Below are 19,661 nucleotides of genomic sequence, written 5' to 3'. Positions count from 1 at the left end.
GGTCACGATCACCGCGCCACTCACCGGGACACGCTGAGCCAGGGTCAACTGAATGTCGCCCGTGCCCGGGGGCATGTCCACCACCAGATAATCCACATCACCCCAGTCGGTGTCGGAAATGAGCTGGTTCAGGGCCTGGGTGACCATGGGCCCGCGCCAGACCATGGGCTGCTCCGGATCCATCAGAAAACCCACCGACATGACCTTGAGGCCATGGGCCTCAAGGGGCTGCATCTTCTTGCCATCCTGGGTGGTGGGACGGCCCGAGGCGCCCAGCATCTGGGGCTGGCTGGGACCATAGATATCCGCATCCAGCACCCCCACCGAGGCACCCTCGGCGGCCAGCGCCAGGGCCAGGTTGGCTGCGGTGGTGGATTTACCCACCCCGCCCTTGCCCGAGGCCACGGCGATAATATTCTTCACCCCGGCCATGGGCCGCAAACTGCCCTGCACCGCATGACTGGCGATCTCCCAGTCGATCTCAATGCTGACCGCCTCGCCCAGCCGATCCCCCAGCCACTCGGCGGCGGCTTCAGCCAGAGCCTCACGGAGGCCGGCGGCCGGGTAGCCGAGGGTCAGGCGCAGGGTCAGTGGAGACTCCGCCTCCACGGTCACTCTTGCCCCGGCCAGGGCCCGGCCCAGGATGGGGTCGTCGAATTCGGCCAGCAGGGGCTCTAGGCGATCGAGAATCTCGCTGCTCATGGTCCTTCCGGGGTGTGATTGGGAGGTGGCGGCATTCTAGCAAATACCGGGGCGGGAATTCGCCGGACTGCTGCCCCAAGGCCAGCTATGGCATAATAAACCGCTTAATTTTCCCGCTTTTTTCATTGCAACCGGAGCCCGTCCGCTCATGAGCGACCAGCGACGCCGGATACTCGTCACCAGTGCCCTGCCCTACGCCAACGGTCCCCTTCACCTGGGGCATCTGCTGGAGTACATCCAGACCGATATCTGGGTGCGCTTCCAGAAGATGCGCGGGCATGAATGTCATTACGTCTGTGCAGAGGATGCCCACGGCACCCCCATCATGCTCAAGGCGCGCCAGGAGGGCATCAGCCCCGAGGCCCTGATTCAGCGATTTGCTGACAGCCACAAGGCGGATTTCGATGCCTTTCGGGTGGACTTCGACAACTATCACACCACCCATTCGGACGAAAACCGGGCACTGGCGGAGACCATCTACAAGCGCCTGCGGGATGCCGGGCATATCGAATCCCGCAGCATTCGCCAGGCCTATGACGAGCAGGAAGGGATGTTCCTGCCTGATCGCTTCATTCGGGGGGAATGCCCCAAGTGTGGCGCCGAGGACCAGTACGGCGATTCCTGTGAAGTCTGCGGGGCCACCTATTCCCCGGCAGAGCTGAAGAACCCGGTTTCGGTGATTTCCGGCACCACGCCGGTGGAGCGGGAATCGGAGCACTATTTCTTCCGCCTGGCGGATTTCGAGGCCATGCTGAAGGAATGGACCGGGGCTGATGGCCGGGTTCAGAACAATCTGCAGGAAGCGGTCTCCGCCAAGCTTCGGGAATGGTTTGATGCCGGCCTGCAGGACTGGGACATCTCCCGGGATGCCCCCTACTTCGGCTTCGAGATCCCCGATGCCCCCGGCAAGTATTTCTATGTCTGGCTGGATGCCCCCATGGGCTACATGGCCAGCTTCCGCCAGCTCTGTGATCGTCGCGACGACCTGAACTTCGATGACTTCTGGGCCGCCGGCCAGGAAGAAAAGACCGAGGTCTATCACTTCATCGGCAAGGACATCATCTACTTCCATGCCCTGTTCTGGCCGGCCATTCTGCATGGCGCGGGCTTTCGCCGGCCCACCGCCGTCTGGGCCCACGGTTTTCTCACCGTGGACGGCCAGAAGATGTCCAAGTCCCGGGGTACCTTCATCCAGGCCCGCACCTGGCTGGATCATCTGGACGGGGAATACCTGCGCTATTACTTCGCCGCCAAGCTCTCCGACCGGGTGGAGGACATCGATCTCAGCCTGGCTGATTTCACCAGCCGGGTGAACTCGGACCTGGTGGGCAAGCTGGTGAACATCGCCAGCCGCACGGCTGGCTTCATTCGCAAGAAATTCGATAACCGCCTGGGCGACACCATGGAGGCCGAGGGCAAGGCCCTTTACGAGGAAGTGGTCGCGGCCTCGGAAGAGATTGCCGCCGACTACGAGCGCCGCGCCTTCTCCCAGGCCATGCGCAAGATCATGGCCCTGGCTGACCGGGTGAATCAATATGTCAGCGAAAAGGCCCCCTGGACCCTGGCCAAGGATGAATCCAGGCTGGCTGAAGTGCAGGCCATCTGCACCGCCGCACTGAATCTTTTCCGGGTGCTCACCGGCTACCTTCGCCCGGTCGTCCCGGCCCTGGCCGAGCGGGCCGAGCATTTCCTGAATATCGAGGCCCCGCGCTGGCAGGATCTGGCCGAGCCGCTGCTCGATCACGAGATCCGCAAGTTCAAGCCCCTGCTCACCCGCGTGGAATCCGAGCAGATCGACAAGCTGCTGGAGGCCTCCAGGGAAAATCTGGAGGCCCAGACCGCTGTCGATGCCGGCAAGAAGAAACAAGCACCCCAGGAGAAGAACGCCGTGGATGATCTGGCTCCGGAATGCACCATCGATGATTTCATGAAGGTTGACCTGCGTGTGGCCAAAATCGTCAAGGCCGAGCATGTGGAAGGCGCCGACAAGCTACTCTGCCTGCAATTGGACATTGGCGGCGAGACCCGCCAGGTCTTTGCCGGTATCAAGTCTGCCTATGCCCCTGAAGACCTGGAAGGCAAGCTGACCGTCATGGTCGCCAACCTCAAGCCCCGGAAGATGCGCTTCGGCCTGTCCGAGGGCATGGTCCTGGCTGCCGGTGACGGCAAGAGCCTGCATATCCTCGAACCGGATTCGGGGGCAACGCCGGGGATGCGGGTGAAATGAGCTGCGAGCTGCGAGCTACGAGCAACGCGCTACCCGGCGCCGGCTCGCAGCTCGTAGCTCGTGGCCCGCCCGGCTGATCGGCAGGGGGCAATTAGCAGGTATGCGCCTAGACGAGGCCCCAATGATCATCAGTTCCGACACGGCGAGGGCACAATGACCGACCTGGCGTTGATCCTCCTGGCCACCGTGCTGGTGAACAACTTCGTTCTGGTCCAGTTCCTGGGCCTGTGCCCCTTCATGGGGGTGTCGCGCAAGCTGGAAACGGCAGCCGGCATGGCCCTGGCCACCGCTTTCGTGCTCACCATCGCCTCGGTGGCCGGCTACCTGGTGAACGCCTTGCTGCTGGCGCCCCTGGGTCTTGAATACCTGCGGACCATTGCCTTTATCCTGGTCATTGCCGGGGTAGTGCAGTTCACGGAACTGGTGGTGAAGAAGACCAGTCCATTGCTGTATCAGGTGCTTGGCATCTTTCTGCCACTGATCACCTCCAACTGTGCGGTACTGGGGGTGGCCCTGTTGAATGTGCAGGAGGCTCACGGATTTTTCGAATCCGTGGTTTTCGGCTTCGGCGCGGCGATCGGCTTCTGCCTGGTGCTGATCCTCTTTGCCGGGCTGCGCGAGCGCCTCGCTGCCGCCGATGTACCCATCCCCTTTCGGGGTGCCGCCATCGGCCTGATCACGGCGGGGATGATGTCTTTGGCGTTCATGGGTTTTTCGGGCTTGGTCGCTGGATGACGATACTGGAGCCATCGAAAATGCTGGAAAAGCTGGCCTCGCGCAAAGACGCAGAGAAAGCAAGAATGAAGGGAGGCTTGTGCCGACCTGCGATGGGAGAGGTTTTGACCTCAGCCCCGCCATTTGATGGCATGGTGGAAGCTAAGACCTCTCCCACAACGGTTACTCCTCCCCCACAATAGTTTTTCCCTCTGCGTCTTTGCGTCTCTGCGCGAGATCGCCTTTTATCTTGTTGAGCAATCAGACAATGATCGAAGCAGTGCTCACACTCTCTGGCCTTGCCGCCGCCTTCGGGCTGGTGCTGGGATTTGCGGCGGTGCGTTTTCGCACCGAGGGCAATCCCGTGGCCGATCAGGTGGACGCCCTGCTGCCCCAGACCCAATGCGGGCAATGCGGCTTTCCCGGCTGCCGGCCCTATGCCGAGGCCATTGCCAACGGTGAGGCGGACATCAACCAATGCCCCCCCGGTGGCGAAGCCACCATTACCGCCCTGGCCGATCTCCTGGACCGGGAAAGCAAACCACTGAACCCGGAAAATGGCGAGGAAGCCGCGCCGACAGTGGCCGTCATCGATGAAGATGTCTGCATCGGCTGCACCAAATGCATTCAGGCCTGCCCGGTGGATGCCATTCTGGGGGCCGCAAAGCAGATGCATACGGTCATCGAGTCGGAATGCACCGGCTGTGACCTCTGCATTGAACCTTGCCCGGTGGACTGCATTGACATGGTGCCACGCCGCCAGGACATCGGTGACTGGCAGCCGCCATTCCCGGATGAAATCCCGCAATGGCAGAATAAGCAGTGAAAAGTTCACTTCCCGAAACTGGCACGGCAGACTAGACCTTCCACCCAAGCAGGCAAGCGGCACGCGAATGGAAAACCCCCAATCACTACACGGATTTCCTGGCGGCCTTGCGCTGGATCCGCGTAAGGCGATGTCCACCGAGCAGCCATTGCTGCGCTTGCCGCTGGGTTTTGAGTACGTCCTGCCTCTGCTGCAGCATGAGGGGGACCCCGCCGAGCCGGTGGTGGCGGTTGGGGAGCGGGTCCTGCGGGGCCAGGTAATCGCTCGTGCCGAGGGCTATTTCAGCCTGCCCATCCATGCACCCACTTCAGGCACCGTCACTGCCGTCGAGCCCCGCCCCATTCCCCATCCTTCCGGCTTGCTTGCCGACTGCATCGTGATTGAGGCCGATGGGCTGGACGAGGAAGAGCAGAGCCGCCCGGCCATTGAAAACCCGGCAGCGGTCCATCCCTCCCGGCTGCGCAATCGCCTTCGTGAGTGTGGCGTTGCCGGGCTTGGCGGTGCGGCCTTCCCCACCCATGTCAAACTGAATCCAACTGGTGAGCGCCAAGCAGAAGTGCTGATCATAAACGGCGCCCAATGCGAGCCCTATATCAGCTGTGATGACATGCTGCTTCGGGAGCGGGCCGATGAAGTCATTGCCGGTGTGCAAACCATGCTTGTCGCCCTGGATTGTCCCAGGGCGCTGGTCGCCATAGAGGCCGACACCCCTGAAGCCATGGCGGCAGTGGATGCAGCCATTGAAGCCTCGAAGGATGAGCGCATTGAGCGGGTCATGGTGCCCACCGTCTATCCCGAAGGCGGAGAACGGCAGCTGATCCAGACCCTGCTGGGTCGAGAGGTGCCCAGTGGTGGCTTGCCCATCGATGTGGGTGCCATTTGTCACAATGTGGGTACCGCACTGGCTGCCTGGCGAGCGATCCATTACGGTGAAGCCCTGACCGAGCGTGTGGTCACCGTGACCGGCGAGGGGGTGCACCAGCCCCGCAATGTCATCGCCCGACTGGGAACACCGGTGGCTGATCTGCTGTCCTTCTGCGGCGGCTATACGGGTAGCGCGGAGCGGCTGATCATGGGTGGCCCCATGATGGGCTTCGCCCTCAGTAATGACCAGATCCCGGTCGTCAAGGGCAGCACCTGCGTTCTGGCTGCCAGTGACACGGAAGTAGTGACGGAGAAGCATGCCATGCCTTGCATTCGCTGCGGCGAGTGCGCGGAAGTCTGCCCTGCCAGCCTGCTGCCGCAACAACTCTACTGGCACGCCCGGGACCGGGACCTTGAAGAGGCCGAGGCCTACCATTTGTTTGACTGCATCGAATGCGGCTGCTGCGACGTGGTCTGCCCCAGCCATATCCCCCTGGTACAGTACTTCCGGGCGGCCAAGACCGAGATCTGGGCAAGGCAGCAGGAAAGACAGAAATCCGAGCTTGCACGCCGCCGCTACGAAGAGCGTCAGGCCCGCCTGGCACGAGAGGCCGAAGAGAAGAAGCGCCGCCTGGAGGAAAAGAAAGCCAGCCTGGCGGCCCGCAAGAAGGGGGACAAGGAAGTGAAATCCGAGATCGACGCCATCCTGTCTCGCGTCAAGGCGCGCAGGCAACAGGACAGCGGCGAGAAGGGCGACTGATGCGATTCACGACCGGACCAGCGCCCCATCTGGCGCCCCAGAATTCAGTCACCACCATGATGCTGCGGGTGTTGCTGGCGCTTGTTCCGGCACTGCTGGCCTGGGTCTGGTTCTTCGGCTGGGGCATTATATTCAACATCATCATTGCCTCGACTGTTGCCGTGGCCGCCGAAGCGTTGATGCTTTATCTTCGCGGCAAGCCCATCCAGCGCCACCTCCTCGACCTGAGCGCAATTGTCACAGCCGTTTTGCTGGCCTTCTGCCTGCCACCGACCACCCCCTGGTGGATCACGGTGACCGGTGTAGCCTTTGCCATCATCTTCGCCAAGCACCTCTATGGGGGGCTGGGACACAACCCCTTCAACCCGGCAATGGCCGGCTATGTGGTTCTGCTCATTTCATTCCCGGTGGAGATGACGCAGTGGTTGCCACCGCGTCAATTGGTCGACGATGGGAACTTTCCCAATGCCTGGGCGCAACTGGTCGCCATTCTCACCGGTGAGCTGCCGGGAGCCACCACCCTGGATGCCATCAGCCGAGCCACGCCCCTGGACGTGATGAAAACCGAGCTGGGCATGGCCCGTACCATCGCCGAAATCACCGCCGACCCCCGCTTCGGCGATATGGGTGGCTACGGCTGGGAGTGGATCGGCAATGGCATCATCATTGGCGGTCTGTGGCTCATCTACACGAAGGTCATTCGCTGGCAGATTCCGGTGGCGGTGCTCGCTGGCGTCCTGCTACCGGCAACCCTGTTCTATCTGATTGACCCGGACAGCCACGCTTCACCGGCCTTCCATCTGTTCAGCGGCGCCACCCTGCTCTGTGTCTTCTTTATCGCCACGGATCCGGTGTCGGCAGCCACCACTCGGCTGGGTCGGCTGATCTACGGGGCGGGTATCGGGGTGCTGATCTATGTGATCCGGACCTGGGGCGGATATCCCGATGCGGTTGCCTTCGCCGTCTTGATGATGAATATGGCGGTACCGTTGATTGATCGCTATACCAAACCGAGGGTTTATGGGCATGAGAAATAGGCTCTTCAGGCTTCAAGCTTTGGGTTCCGGGATTCCGGCATGAGCGCACAACAATCCCGCCTGATCCGTTCCATGGCCATCGCTGCCGTATTGCTGGCCGCCTTTGCCATGGTCGGGGGTGGTCTGGTAGCCCTGACCGAGCAGATGACCCGAGATCGGATTGCGGAGAATGAGCGCCGGGCCCGATTGGCCAGCCTGCAGGAAATCCTGCCTGCCGATCATTACGACAACGATCTGGTCAGCGATACCGTGGAGCTGGCGGATGGGACGGGCCTGAGTCTGGACACTCCGGTTATGGTTCACCGGGCCTTCGAGGACGGTGAGCCGGTGGCGGCCATCTTTCCGGTGGTGGCACCGGATGGCTATGGCGGCCCCATTCACATGCTGATGGGTGTGCGCGTGGATGGCCGGCTGGCGGGTGTGCGGGTCACCCGGCACTCGGAAACGCCGGGCCTTGGAGACCCCATTGAGGTTCGCCGCTCGGATTGGATCCACGACTTCGAGGGTCGATCCCTGGGCGAGGAGCCGGAGAAGAAATGGCAGGTGCAAGCCGATGGCGGCGAGTTCGACCAGTTTACCGGCGCCACCATCACCCCCCGCGCCGTGGTCCGGGCTGTACGCCGAGGTTTGGTATACTTCGAGGCGAACAGACAACTGATTTTCCCCGAGACTGCCGAAGAAACCTCAAGTTCCCGGTGAACCGTCCACTCTCTTATGAGCACTTACCGCGACATCGCCCGCGAGGGCCTGTGGACCAACAACCCTGGCCTGGTGCAGCTACTGGGCCTGTGCCCTTTGCTGGCGGTGACCGGCACGACCATCAACGGTCTTGGGCTAGGGATCGCCACGACCATTGTCCTGATCGGCTCCAACCTGGCGGTATCCTTCATTCGCCACGCGGTCCATCCGGAGATACGGATTCCGGTCTTCGTCATGATCATCGCCTCCCTGGTCACGGCCGTGGAACTGGCCATGAACGCCTTCTTCCATGACCTGTACCGGGTTCTGGGGATATTCATTCCGCTGATCGTCACCAATTGCACCATCATTGGTCGGGCGGAAGCGTTCGCTTCCCGCAATCCCGTGCCACGTGCCTTTGTCGATGGCCTGGCCATGGGCCTGGGCTTCACGGCGGTTCTGGTGGTCCTGGGGGCCATGCGGGAACTGCTTGGGCAGGGGACCTTGCTGGCCGGCGCGGAGATGATGTTTGGCGCAGCCGTCGACCTCACGCTTCAACCCATTCCCGCCTATGACGGCCTGCTGCTGGCGGTCCTGCCGCCCGGTGCCTTTATTGGGCTGGGATTGCTGGTCGCGGCAAAGAACTGGATCGATGCCCGACAACAGCGAGCATCCGCCAGCTCGGCCAAGGAAGCCAGAGCATGAACCGGGAAAAGCGGACGGAAATCTTTCAACGGCTGCGGGCCGCCAATCCCGAGCCCACGACCGAGCTCAACTACAGCGGGCCCTTTGAGCTGCTGGTTGCGGTGCTGTTGTCAGCCCAGGCGACTGATGTGGGGGTCAACAAGGCCACAGCACGCCTGTTCCCCGTGGCCAATACGCCGGAGAGCATTCTGTCCCTGGGTGAGGAAGGACTCAAGGAGCACATCAAGACCATTGGTCTGTACAACAGCAAGGCCGCCAATCTGATCAAAACCTGCAGGATTCTGCTGGAAAGGCACGGTGGCGAGGTCCCCAGAGATCGAAAGGCACTGGAAGCCCTGCCGGGGGTTGGTCGCAAGACGGCCAACGTCATCCTCAATACGGCTTTCGGGGAACCGACCATCGCAGTGGATACTCATATTTTCCGGGTCGCCAACCGCACCCGCCTGGCCCCCGGCAAGACCCCTCGCGCGGTGGAAGACCGCCTTCTCAGGACCACCCCGGCGGAATTCAAGAAAGATGCTCACCACTGGCTGATCCTGCATGGCCGCTATGTCTGCAAGGCCCGCAAGCCCGATTGCTACAACTGTCCCATCGCCGACCTGTGCGAATGGCCGGAGAAACCCGTATGAGAGAGCTTGTCACTTGCCCCTATGTTCGACGCTAACCGAGATCAGATCCGGCAGATGTTCATCCAGACCTGGGCCAAGGCACAGGCCGGGGAACCCCTCCAGGACCTGGAAAGAATCATCGCTGACGTGATTCAGGAACACCCCGAGTATCACCGCTTGCTGGAATCCGGTGAGCGGGGTGTCGCTCAGGAGTGGACCCCCGACACGGGTGAGGAAAACCCCTTCCTGCACATGGGCATGCACATCACCATTCGGGAACAACTCAGTACCGACCGACCGCCGGGTATTCGGGAAGCCCATACGGCCCTGTGTCAACGGCTGGGCAGCGTCATGCGGGCAGAGCATGAGATCATGGAAATCCTGGGCGATGTGCTCTGGCAAGCCCAGCGTCAGGGCCTGCCCCCCGACGAGAAACACTATCTAGCCCGCGTGCGTCGACTCGCCGGCCTGTAACAAAACAATCCTGCCCGCGACTTGCTATGATGGACCATTGGCAATATTGGGCCAGACCGTCGCGCCCAGCGCGCCGATTAGCAGCCAAGCGGAGTAACCATGTTCAGAAGAACCAGTCTTTCAATGACCATTGCCGCCATTTTCCTGCTCGGGCTTTCCCTGAGTCTTCCCGCCGCGGCCGGGGACCGAGAGAAAATCATCGAGGCCCTGCAGGAGCATCTGCCCAATCTGCCCATCGAGGAAAGCCAGCTCTCCCGGGCCGATGTAGACGGCTGGTGGGTGCTGCGCGTCGGACCGGACATTGTCTACGTGGACGACTCCGGTGAGCATCTTTTCCAGGGGGATCTGATCCACCTGCCCAGCCGGGACAACCTGACTGAGCGGGCCCGTGCCGACGCACGCCGAGACGTTCTGGCGCAGGTAGACCCAGACAGCCGCATCAGTTACCCGGCGGAGAACGAGCAATACAGCGTGACCGTATTCACGGATATTGACTGTGGTTATTGTCGGCAATTGCACCGGGACATGGATGACCTGAATGAGGCCGGGGTTACCGTCCATTACCTGTTCTATCCCCGCGGCGGCGAACAGAGCCCGGCCTGGGAAAAATCGGATCGTGTCTGGTGTGCTGATGACCGGAATGCGGCCATGGACTATGCCAAGAGCGGAGGTACACCGGACAGCGATGTCTGCGATCAGACGCCCACGGCGAATCATTTCCAGCTAGGCCGCCAGATGCAGGTCACGGGCACCCCGGCAATCATCACCGATTCCGGTCATATGATCCGCGGCTACCTGCCGGTGGCGAGGATGCTGGACGAGATCAGATCCCACGAAGGGGATCGCTGAGCCAGTCCCTTACCGCCTATCCCCTGGGGTGATGGGACTGGTGCAGGCTCTTGAGCCGCTCTCGAGCCACATGGGTATAGATTTGCGTCGTGGAGACATCACTGTGCCCCAGCAGCATCTGCACTACTCGCAAATCTGCCCCGTGGTTCAGTAGATGGGTTGCAAAGGCATGGCGCAGGGTATGAGGTGAGAGGCCGCTGGATATGCCGGCCCGCTGCGAGTAGCGCTTGATGATGTGCCAGAATGCCTGACGCGTCATGCTCTGGCTGCGGCGGGTCGGAAACAGGCAGGGGCTCTCGCGCCCCCCCAGGATCTGTTGACGTGCTTCACTGACATAGCGGTGCAACCACCCCTGGGCCTCCTCACCAATGGGAACCAGGCGTTCCCGGTCGCCCTTGCCCCTGATTCGAATGACGCCCTGCTGGAGGTTGACCTGGTCCAGGCGCAGCCCCACCAGCTCGGAGACCCGCAAACCAGTCGCGTAGAGCAGTTCTAGCATGGCCCGATCTCGAAGGCCCAGGGGCTTGTCCGTTTCCGGCGCGGCCAGCAGGGCCTCGACTTCTTCTTCTCCGAGGGAACGGGGCAGCGGGCGCCCCAGACGTGGCATGTCAATTTCCGCCGAGGGGTCGTCACTGCGCTGCCCCTCTCTGACAAGAAAACGGAAAAAACGGCGAATGCTGGAGAGCTGCCTGGCCGTGGATCGCGGCCGGGCGCCCTTCTGGACTCGCCAGGCCAAAAACTCCAGAATATCCTCTCGCTCCAGAGCCACGAGGTCGAGTTGCTGAGCCTCAACCCACTGGCGCAAGTTCTGGAGGTCGGCCCGGTACGCCGAAAGAGTGTTCTCCGACAAGCCGCGCTCCATCCACATGGCATCCAGGAAACGCTCGATAGGCGCATCGGTGGCAGACTTGGTCGGGCCTGTCTCTTGATCCATGCCTTTCGCCTTGATCGTGGGTGTTGGGGGATAAACTAACTGGATATTATGTCAAAATCAAACCCTACTGCTCGCCCACCGTACCGAAAGTCGTCTCCACGCAGTCCCTGGCGCCTGTTGGCCATCATCAGTCTTCCTCTCGGCATGGGCTGGGCACTGCTGAGCACGCCGGTCATCGTCCTCGCACCCGGCAGGCAAAGACGGCGCCAATTGGCGAGCTTCGCCAGTCGCGTATTGCTGCGGATAATGGGGCTCAGACTGGAGCTGGAGGGACTGGACCGGATGCCCGAGGACAGTTGCATCGTGGTCGCGAACCACGCCTCCTATCTGGACGGGATTATCCTCACCGCCCTGCTCCCGCCCCGCTTCAGTTTCGTAATCAAGCGGGAAATGGCCTCGGTACCGCTCGTGGGGTTGCTGCTGCGTCGACTGGGTTCCCTGTTCGTCGACCGCTCCGGCAGCCTGCGTGGACGCGGTGACAGCCGCACCATATTGCAGCGTGCAGCCCGGGGGGATGCCATTGGCATGTTTCCGGAAGGGACCTTCACGCAAGAACCCGGCTTGCTGCCCTTTCGTGCGGGTGCCTTCGTCACCGCTGTCCGGACCGGGATGACCGTTGTGCCGGTGACCATTCGCGGCAGCCGTCAGGCACTACCGGCACGGATATGGCTACCTGCGCCCGGCCGGATCGAGGTCATCATTCATCCAGATGTGCCCCCGCGGGGAAAAAGCCGAACGGAAAGGCTGCGGCTCCAGCAGGAAGCTCGTCGTCGAATCCTTTCGGAACTTCCTGAGCCGTGTCGGGAGCGGGATCAATCCTGAGGGCGTCAACAAGATCCCAGACCAGGGCTTCTTGAGCCTGGCTTGCGGCCCGTCCTTCCTCGGTCGCGGTGAGTTCAACAGTCACCAGCAGAGGTAATCAGCAGCCACAAAAAAGCCCCGGCGATGCCTCACCGGGGCTTGACCACCTGCAAACCAGCAGAGCGACTTACTGCTCGCGGAGCTGCCGCTCTTCCTCCACAAAGGAAATCCATTGTCGAGCCTGGCGTTCGGCGTCTTCATACTCCATGGCGCGGCTGAAGGCCGTGTGGGCGCGATCCCATTGCTGCTGCTCGGCAGCGGCTCGGCCCATCAACACGAGGGCCATGCCGGGACGGTCCAGCCCGCCGAGCTCATAAGCTCTTGTGGCGGCAGATTCCAGCTGCTCCCACCTTCCTCGCTGCTGCTCAAGCTGAGCGATACGGAACCAGGGCTCACCGCTGCCCTCCACTTCGGCCAGCTCTTCCAACACGGATATGGCCCTGTCGGTCTCTTCAGCACGAACGTAGGCGTTTGCCAACTGGCCGAGATAGCGCTCGTTTCGAGGCACCTCGCCAGCGTCCATTCCCGCAGCCAGGACCTGTGCGCCTTCGAAGGGCGCATTCTCGAACATGTAGAGCCGATAGAGATTGACGTAGTGGTCGGTATCGTCGAACAGGCCCTTACGATAAGGGACGGCGAGCGCACCAAGCGCACCTTCCTCATTGCCCAGCTCCATGAACATGCCGAACAGCTGATACCAGTAACGCATGTTGTCCGGCCAATGCTCAAGCATGTCCTGAAGCGTATCAGCCGCTTCCTGGAATTCCTCCAATTCAGCGTGAATCGTAAACTTCACCCGATAGAAGGATTCATTCGGCTGTTCAGAGAGCTCGATGGCCGTATCAATATACGGCAAGGCCTCACGAAACTGATTGAGCTGGAGATGGGACTGGGCCGCCAGTTGGTACACCCGAGGGCGGGGCCTGAAATCCTCGATATTCTCTTCGCCATAGGCAAGGTAGCGATCGATGTACTCGATCGACCGTTCGAAGTTCTCTTCCATGGCGTGGAGCTGGGCGACATTCAGCAACAGATCCACCGTTGCCTCCGAACCCAGGGCATCCAGCTCAATCACACGCTCGAAATCCTCCAGCGCCTGATCAAATTCCTCCAGAGTCGAGTGGAGGAAACCGGAGGCACGCAGGGTGTGGGCCCTCTCGTGATCATTGCGGACCCGATCCATCAAACGGGTGATCTGTTCCCGGGCCTCGTCATATTCCTCTTCCTCAATGGCCTCCCAGATCCGCTCCAGACGGTTATGGGTCGTCTGGGACATCAATCCGGGACCATCCTGAGACACCGCAGGAAGACTCCAGAGTGTGAGGGCGAGAGCCAGGGACACGCCCCAGATCAGAAATTGCGCAGACCGTATCATCACTGGGCATCCTCCAGGTTGAACTCAATGGTCTGGGTAGCCTGACGCTCCACAGGACGACCATCGACGATACGTGGCCGGAAGCGCCAGCGGGTAATGGCCCGCAGGGCTGCCCGATCGAACAGTCGGCGGGGTTCCGATTCAAGCACACGCGGATTGGCGACGGAGCCGTCCTCGCGAATGGTGAACTCAACCCGGACCCAACCCTCAATGCCCTGCATCAGGGCCTCTCGGGGCCATTGGGGCTCGATTCTGACGATCGGGACCACATCCCCATCACCGGAACCCTCACCACCGCTGCGCCCACCAACGAAGGCACCGCCTTCCATCCCCGTGGGGATATCGAGCTGGGGCATATCGAAGTCCATCTGGGGAGCATCCGGTGGCTGATCCTGCTGAATCTCCATTTCCGGCGGCGGCGGCGGCGGCTCCGGCTCATCAGGTTCTTCCGGCCGCTGTCTCTGACGCTCTCGAACCTGCTCGTCCCGCTCGACGCGGATGAAATCAATCCGTTCGCCGTCATCCAGACTCGGGGCGCCGTCCTCGTCGGTCATGATCATGCGCTGCATGAATACGAACAAGAGCACCGCCACGACCACACCACCTACCAGTGCCATCAAATACCGCATTACAACTGTCCTCCCCGGCCCTCGGTGGCGATGGCAATATCCGTCACACCGGCACGGCGGACTTCATCCATCACCTCAATCACACGGCCGGTTGTAGCCGTCTCATCAGATACGACAACAACAGTGCTCTCCGGGTTCTGTGAGAGCATGTCTTCCACCATCGGTCGGACCTGGCCCAGTTCGATATTCTCCTGGTTCATCCAGATCTCACCTGTGGGGGAGACGCCGATCAGGATATTGCCTCGTGCCTGCTCGGTTGCCGTCTGAGCTTCGGGGCGCAGGGGATCAATCCCCGTCTCCCGGATAAAGGAGCTGGTCACGATGAAAAAGATCAGCATGATGAACACGATGTCCAGCATCGGCGTCATGTTGATCTCGTCGTCTTCCTCAGCCTGAGCTTGTACCTGTCTTCTGGCCATGTCTCTACCGTCTGTCAGAGTCGCCCTGACGGGGCATCAGCCCCGTCAGTTAGTGGCGATGGAAACATTGTCGGCACCAGCGCGCCGGGCCTGGTCAATAACGCGAACCAGGAGCCCGGACTCGGCATCCGGGTGTGCGGACACGACCACTGGTGCGTCCGGGTTGGCCGACAGCAGGTTTTGCACGTTGGCCTCAACCGCCCGGATGTCCACGGTCCGGTTATCCACCTGAATCTGGCCCGCTTGCGTGATCTCGATAAAGACCACATCCACTTCCTGCTGAACCTCGGCGGGCTCGTCGGACGGGCGGTCCACATCAATACCAAACTCTCTCGCGAATGAAGCGGTCACGATGAAGAAGATCAGCATGATGAAGACAATATCCAGGAGTGGGGTCACGTTGACCTCGGCGCTTTCCTCCTGTCTACGATGCTTTCGCCGCATGGTTGTTTACCCCTCAGTGATACCGGAGCAGGTCCGCAGCCCGCTCAACCTCTACCTTGGCACGCTTGTCGAGACTGGCGCCGAAGTAGAGGCCGGACAGTGCTGCCACCATGCCGGACATTGTGGGAATGGTTGCCGCGGAGACACCACCCGCCATGGCGCGCGGGTTCCCGGTTCCCAGGACCGTCATGACATCGAAGACCTGGATCATACCGGTCACGGTGCCGAGCAGCCCCAAAAGGGGCAGCACGGCAACCATGGTCTTGATGTAAAAGATGAACTGACCGGCATCCACGCGGATTTCCGACAGAAGTCTTTCGCGAATCTGTCGCGCCTGCCAACTGTCGTGGTCCGACATGTTGTTCCAGGTCTCCAGCGCCTTCTGAGTCTTGGCGGGCTGGACCATCCGGAAGTACCAGAGCCGCTCCAGGATGAATGTCCAGAGCAGGATGGTGACTGCCAGGATGGCCCAGAGCACATCCCCGCCCGCCTCAAAAAAGTCGCGGAGTGCCGCGTATGATTCAGCAATCCAGATCATTTCTGTTTTTCCGCATGGCTAGCAATGATCCCGGTGCTCTGCTCTTCCAGAATCTGGATGAGCTTCTTGCTCTGTGCAGCCACGACGGCGTGCAGGAGCACCAGCGGAATGGCAACGGTCAGACCCATGGCGGTGGTCATCAGGGCCTGGGAGATACCGTCAGCCATGAGCTGCGGGTCACCGGCACCGAACAGGGTAATCATCTGGAAGGTGCGGATCATACCGACCACGGTACCCAGCAGACCCAGCAGTGGCGCCACGGCGGAAATGATCTTGATCGCGCCGAGTCTGGCTTCAAGTGCCGGGGTCTCCTTGAGGATGGCCTCGTCGATCTTCAGCTCCAGAGTCTCGACGTCATCGTCCTTGTTCTCGGCGTAAGCACCCATGACGCGACCCAAGGCGTTGTTGGGGTTGGGCTTGCCGGAACCGACCTGGGCCTTGATCCGCTGGCCGGCCATGGTCAGGAAGATGAGCCGCTCGAGAACCAGCAACAGGCCGATGATACCCAAGGCAATAATGACATAGCCCGGAGGACCACCCTGCTGGATGCGCTCACCCAGGGACGGCGTCTGAATCAACAGAGCCAGCAGACTGCCCCGGGAGGGGTCCACTGCCATGCCGGTGATGGAGCCTTGCTCGGCACTGTACAGGCTGCCCGCCATGCTCTGATAGCGACCGGCAGGCTGGCGACCCAGTTCAACCAGCTGCCCGGTTTCGGGCAGGTAGCGAAGGAACTTGTCCTGGTAAATGGTGTTGAACACACCGACCCGAACCACGTCCACGTCTTCACGCGTACCGTCAGCACGGACAATGGTAGTGGGGTAACGCACGACCTTGCCGGACTCGGTCATCTCTTCCTGGAACAGGAACCAGAGATTCTCCAGCTGATCGATGGAGGGCAGTGCGCGGGTTTCGGCAAGACGGGCAACCATATCGCCACGACCCGGCATCTGGGCGGAAACGATGGAGTTACGCACGATGCCCTGGGCATCACCCGATACCTGACGAACCACACCGAACAACTCACCCAATGCACCCATGCGCACCTGCAGGCGATCGTTCAGCTCGGTCAGGGCTTCTTCATTTTCTTCGAAGGACCTGGAAAGGCGATCACGACGTTGCTCCTCGCGCTCGTGGGCACGGCGTGCATCGTCCAGCATCTGTTGCTGCTCGTCGCGGGCCTCGATGAAACGACGCTCACGCTCCTGGTGCCGCTCGGCAGCCTCTGTCCGGGCTTCCCGGACCTGCTGCAGGAGCTCATCCAGCGTGGTCGCCTGCTGGTCCTGGGCCATTGCGGGGGCTGCAAACGCCACCAGGCCGAATAGAATCAGAGTTCGCTTGATGAAATTCATTGCACACGCTCCGGAGCCGGGACAGGAAGTTGCAGGATATCGACAGCGGCCTGCTGACGGGCGATGCGGATGCCCTCATTGATCGGACTCCGATAACGGTCAGGCAGTCGCTCCCAATCGCGGGTAACCGGGTTCCAGAAACCGGTCTCTTCCCGATCCAGCGTCTGGTAGGCCAGCATGAGACGACCAACCCGCAGGAAATCCACATTCCGTTCCTGGCCATTCATTTCCAGATTGCCGCGATAGGCCTCCATGTTCCGACCATACTCGGCCTCGGTCTGGTAGGCCTCCATCACATTCCGATACTTCTCGGAGATGGTCACATCAGAGCGGTCCAGGGTAGACCAGAGACGCTCGATGCGTTCCGCGCGCTCTTCCGGCAGGAAGGGCACATCCAGCTCCACGAAGCGCTCGAGGCTCTCGATCATCCGAATCATCAGCGGATAGATCTCCTGCTCGACCACTTCCACTTCTTCCAGCTGCTCTTCGAGAGAGCGCTTTTCTTCTTCCTGAGACCGGATCAGGCGCTCCACCTGGTCGTTATAGATGGAAAGCCGGTCGGTCTGCTGCCGAACGTCCAGATACTCGGACAGCATTTCACGGGTTTCCTGAGCGAGGTTGTCGACCCGCTCCTGGGAGGCCCGTGCGGCCTGACTGATCTGGCGTTCCACCTGCAGAGAGGTCTGCAGTGCCTCGGGTTGCGAAGTGGCAACCCCGGAAGCGCCGAGAAGAAGCGTGCCGGCACTGACCGCTGCTACCAGTAAACGATGTGTTTTAGGCATATCTACTACCTTGCGATTAGAAGGCGAACGAGATTGAACCAACGCCAGATCGAATCAACGAATCTGGCGTATATGGAAACCAAACTAAAGTACCAAAGTGCACTGGATCATGAAACCCATAATTCACCCATGCTTAACATCTTGTTTTAAAAGCCGTTTTAAACATTTTTGATGTAGCAAAACAACAACACAGGATTTTTTTTGGGCCATTTCGCCCGCAATCCACCAAGGGAATCGGGTCAATATGTCCGAGCCGAGCAGTCAACCATTGCTGATCAGCAGACCTTTACGATGCCACAAATCACGCCCCCGAAACCATAGGGTTGCAATCCATTTTTCACCTTCGGACACAGGCGCTCCCCGATGAATGCTGGCCGGGTCAATTTCACCGCCAGCATCGACACTGGGAAATGAAAGCACCTGCCCCGACCGGGGATTGATGCTGACCTGCCAGTCCCGAAACTCGGTTTCGCCCCCGGTGTAGTCGTCATTCAGATAAAGGATTGCCGTATGAACCCGCTGTCCGAAACGGGCAATCTCGCCTGGCTTGCCGGGCGGATCGGGTGGGCGATAATCCCGATGCCAGCGGTATTGCTGCCCTGGCTGATAGCGCAACACCACCATGGGCTCCGCCTGGGCAAGGGAAACGCCCGCCTGATGAGCCATAAGGCGCTCCAACGAGGCCACCAAGGGGTCTCTTGTGGGAACAGGTAAAAAGGCGTCGCTGCTGTCCCTGACGAGCTTGTGGAGCGCCTGGCGGTTAACCGTCGCGGGCTTCAACCCCGGACGGGCATAGTCGATCAGCCCCGCAAGCAGCGATTGGGGCAGATTCAAGTCGGATTGACGCACTGGCTGATTGAAATCGAGGGGCTCGGGTGAGCCCAGGGCTCGAATCCCGGCCACTACGTGCTCGGCAGCCTGTCTGGGCGTTGCATGGGAATCCTGATCAGCTGAGGAGCCGATCAGAACCACCGTCCAAAGCTCGCTCAGGCACCCCAGTATCTGCTGATAGCGGGGCCCGCCTTGGTGCGCATCCACCAGGATGGCAAGAATCCGGGCTATTTCATCCGGCGTCGCATCGCTGCCAATGGCATGACACAGCCACAATTCTGCGAAATCCGCTTCACTCTCGGCGAAGGCCTCGATCCGAGGATTGGAAAGCGGTGCACCCTCACTGCGTTTGGCGAGGATGTCCAGCAACAGTTCAAGTGCCCGGGGCGTCATAGGTGGAAATCCACCAGCCCCTGGGTCTGAACATTGAAGGCCACGGTAATCCGCTCTCGCTCACCAAAATACGGGGCTGCTTCATGGAGCAGGTAGGAAGGAAACAGAATCAGATCCCCGCTTTCGAGGACAAAATTCTGACTGCCCACCGCGAATACCCCCTGAGGCTGTGCATTGCCCGCATCCATATACATATTGGAACCCGTGCGGGGATCAAAGAAACGCAGCACACCGTTGTGCTGAAACTCCGAATCCCTATCTCCCGGATCGACACAGAACACCCCGGACCAGGATGCCATGGGGTGATTGTGCGGGGCCGCGAACCCGGCACCGCGGGTCACATGAAACCAGGCCTGCGCCCTGAGCCGAACCTGGGCCATCTGTTCCTGGCTGTAGCGATTGATATCCCGAATGGCACGGAGCGTGCCGCCAAGGCAGTACTCCCGCAGTCGCTGCAAGAGCGGCTCATCACGCTCGAACAGATCCCATTCGCTTTCAAAGACCTCGCGGGTCACCGTTCCCGGTAGCACGGCATTCCCTCGAGCAGGGTCACTGGCCTCGCGAATAAACATCTCCCGGAGGGTCTCCCGCTCCTGGTCGCTCATGAGACCGCGATAACGCACCAATGGGGAGGCGAAGGCGGCCCGAATCTCCGGCTT

At 60.9% G+C, this 19,661-nt stretch carries 22 protein-coding genes; 11 read left to right on the top strand and 11 right to left on the bottom strand.

The window, feature by feature from the left end; translation table 11 throughout:
- Nucleotides 1-702: P-loop NTPase (locus ACJWXQ_RS11890; RefSeq protein WP_406672880.1), on the bottom strand; the 702-nt coding region annotated here is incomplete at its 3' end.
- 148 nt (nucleotides 703-850) lie between these two features.
- On the opposite strand from ACJWXQ_RS11890, the gene metG reads away from it, so the two are divergent.
- From metG to ACJWXQ_RS11840, 10 genes are all read left to right on the top strand, one after another.
- Entirely contained in the window at nucleotides 851-2,929 is a 2,079-nt protein-coding gene (metG, locus tag ACJWXQ_RS11885; protein WP_346050365.1) for a methionine--tRNA ligase, read from the top strand.
- 153 nt (nucleotides 2,930-3,082) lie between these two features.
- Entirely contained in the window at nucleotides 3,083-3,664 is a 582-nt protein-coding gene (gene rsxA, locus ACJWXQ_RS11880; protein ID WP_346050367.1) for an electron transport complex subunit RsxA, read from the top strand.
- Nucleotides 3,665-3,911: 247 nt separating this feature from the next.
- On the top strand, nucleotides 3,912-4,469 hold the full coding sequence (gene rsxB / locus ACJWXQ_RS11875; RefSeq protein WP_346050369.1) for an electron transport complex subunit RsxB: 558 nt from the start codon (nucleotides 3,912-3,914) through the stop codon (nucleotides 4,467-4,469).
- A 130-nt stretch (nucleotides 4,470-4,599) separates the two neighbouring features.
- Nucleotides 4,600-6,093 carry an electron transport complex subunit RsxC gene (rsxC, locus tag ACJWXQ_RS11870; RefSeq protein ID WP_374729185.1) on the top strand — a complete coding sequence of 498 codons (1,494 nt, stop codon included), beginning with the start codon at nucleotides 4,600-4,602 and terminating at the stop codon, nucleotides 6,091-6,093.
- The gene (gene rsxD / locus ACJWXQ_RS11865) at nucleotides 6,093-7,130 is read left to right on the top strand and encodes an electron transport complex subunit RsxD (RefSeq protein WP_406672879.1); all 1,038 of its coding nucleotides are present in this window, start codon (nucleotides 6,093-6,095) and stop codon (nucleotides 7,128-7,130) included. Before rsxC ends, rsxD begins: the two co-directional genes overlap by 1 nt.
- Nucleotides 7,131-7,169: 39 nt before the next feature.
- Nucleotides 7,170-7,829, top strand: a complete 660-nt coding sequence (rsxG, locus tag ACJWXQ_RS11860) for an electron transport complex subunit RsxG (RefSeq protein ID WP_406672878.1) — start codon at nucleotides 7,170-7,172, stop codon at nucleotides 7,827-7,829.
- A 15-nt stretch (nucleotides 7,830-7,844) separates the two neighbouring features.
- The gene (locus ACJWXQ_RS11855) at nucleotides 7,845-8,513 is read left to right on the top strand and encodes an electron transport complex subunit E (RefSeq protein WP_346050377.1); all 669 of its coding nucleotides are present in this window, start codon (nucleotides 7,845-7,847) and stop codon (nucleotides 8,511-8,513) included.
- Nucleotides 8,510-9,142, top strand: a complete 633-nt coding sequence (nth, locus tag ACJWXQ_RS11850; protein ID WP_346050379.1) for an endonuclease III — start codon at nucleotides 8,510-8,512, stop codon at nucleotides 9,140-9,142. Before ACJWXQ_RS11855 ends, nth begins: the two co-directional genes overlap by 4 nt.
- Before the next feature lie 21 nt (nucleotides 9,143-9,163).
- A complete protein-coding gene (locus ACJWXQ_RS11845) occupies nucleotides 9,164-9,595 on the top strand; it encodes a DUF1841 family protein (protein WP_346050544.1) in 432 nt (143 codons plus the stop codon).
- 99 nt (nucleotides 9,596-9,694) lie between these two features.
- Nucleotides 9,695-10,444 carry a DsbC family protein gene (locus tag ACJWXQ_RS11840; protein WP_346050381.1) on the top strand — a complete coding sequence of 250 codons (750 nt, stop codon included), beginning with the start codon at nucleotides 9,695-9,697 and terminating at the stop codon, nucleotides 10,442-10,444.
- Nucleotides 10,445-10,460: 16 nt separating this feature from the next.
- Here ACJWXQ_RS11840 and xerD read toward each other — a convergent pair whose 3' ends face one another.
- A complete protein-coding gene (gene xerD / locus ACJWXQ_RS11835) occupies nucleotides 10,461-11,378 on the bottom strand; it encodes a site-specific tyrosine recombinase XerD (RefSeq protein ID WP_346050383.1) in 918 nt (305 codons plus the stop codon).
- Between the two features lie 117 nt (nucleotides 11,379-11,495).
- On the opposite strand from xerD, the gene ACJWXQ_RS11830 reads away from it, so the two are divergent.
- Nucleotides 11,496-12,200: a lysophospholipid acyltransferase family protein gene (locus ACJWXQ_RS11830; protein WP_346050385.1), complete on the top strand. Its 705-nt coding sequence runs from the start codon at nucleotides 11,496-11,498 to the stop codon at nucleotides 12,198-12,200.
- Between the two features lie 166 nt (nucleotides 12,201-12,366).
- Here the strand turns inward: ACJWXQ_RS11830 and ACJWXQ_RS11825 are convergent, their stop codons facing one another.
- The 9 genes from ACJWXQ_RS11825 to ACJWXQ_RS11785 all read right to left on the bottom strand — a co-directional run.
- Entirely contained in the window at nucleotides 12,367-13,614 is a 1,248-nt protein-coding gene (locus tag ACJWXQ_RS11825) for a tetratricopeptide repeat protein (RefSeq protein WP_346050545.1), read from the bottom strand.
- Nucleotides 13,614-14,243, bottom strand: coding sequence for an energy transducer TonB (locus ACJWXQ_RS11820; protein WP_346050387.1), 630 nt, complete (start codon nucleotides 14,241-14,243; stop codon nucleotides 13,614-13,616). The genes ACJWXQ_RS11825 and ACJWXQ_RS11820 overlap by 1 nt, the downstream gene beginning before the upstream one ends.
- The gene (locus ACJWXQ_RS11815) at nucleotides 14,243-14,662 is read right to left on the bottom strand and encodes a biopolymer transporter ExbD (protein ID WP_346050389.1); all 420 of its coding nucleotides are present in this window, start codon (nucleotides 14,660-14,662) and stop codon (nucleotides 14,243-14,245) included. Before ACJWXQ_RS11815 ends, ACJWXQ_RS11820 begins: the two co-directional genes overlap by 1 nt.
- 45 nt (nucleotides 14,663-14,707) lie before the next feature.
- Entirely contained in the window at nucleotides 14,708-15,106 is a 399-nt protein-coding gene (locus ACJWXQ_RS11810) for a biopolymer transporter ExbD (RefSeq protein WP_346050391.1), read from the bottom strand.
- Nucleotides 15,107-15,119: 13 nt separating this feature from the next.
- Nucleotides 15,120-15,644 carry a MotA/TolQ/ExbB proton channel family protein gene (locus tag ACJWXQ_RS11805; RefSeq protein WP_346050393.1) on the bottom strand — a complete coding sequence of 175 codons (525 nt, stop codon included), beginning with the start codon at nucleotides 15,642-15,644 and terminating at the stop codon, nucleotides 15,120-15,122.
- Nucleotides 15,641-16,996 (bottom strand): MotA/TolQ/ExbB proton channel family protein, encoded by a 1,356-nt coding sequence (locus ACJWXQ_RS11800; protein ID WP_346050395.1) that lies wholly within the window; start codon nucleotides 16,994-16,996, stop codon nucleotides 15,641-15,643. The genes ACJWXQ_RS11805 and ACJWXQ_RS11800 overlap by 4 nt, the downstream gene beginning before the upstream one ends.
- The gene (locus tag ACJWXQ_RS11795) at nucleotides 16,993-17,778 is read right to left on the bottom strand and encodes a DUF3450 domain-containing protein (protein ID WP_346050397.1); all 786 of its coding nucleotides are present in this window, start codon (nucleotides 17,776-17,778) and stop codon (nucleotides 16,993-16,995) included. The genes ACJWXQ_RS11800 and ACJWXQ_RS11795 overlap by 4 nt, the downstream gene beginning before the upstream one ends.
- 261 nt (nucleotides 17,779-18,039) lie before the next feature.
- On the bottom strand, nucleotides 18,040-19,002 hold the full coding sequence (locus ACJWXQ_RS11790) for a prolyl hydroxylase family protein (RefSeq protein WP_406672877.1): 963 nt from the start codon (nucleotides 19,000-19,002) through the stop codon (nucleotides 18,040-18,042).
- Nucleotides 18,999-19,661: putative 2OG-Fe(II) oxygenase (locus ACJWXQ_RS11785; RefSeq protein WP_406672876.1), on the bottom strand; the 663-nt coding region annotated here is incomplete at its 5' end. The genes ACJWXQ_RS11790 and ACJWXQ_RS11785, both read right to left, overlap by 4 nt.

It is taken from the genome of Natronospira sp., from assembly GCF_007134575.1.
Lineage (GTDB): Bacteria > Pseudomonadota > Gammaproteobacteria > Natronospirales > Natronospiraceae > Natronospira > Natronospira elongata.
The sequence above is the reverse complement of the archived record's forward strand: the minus strand, read 5'-3'. Positions and strand labels throughout refer to the sequence as shown.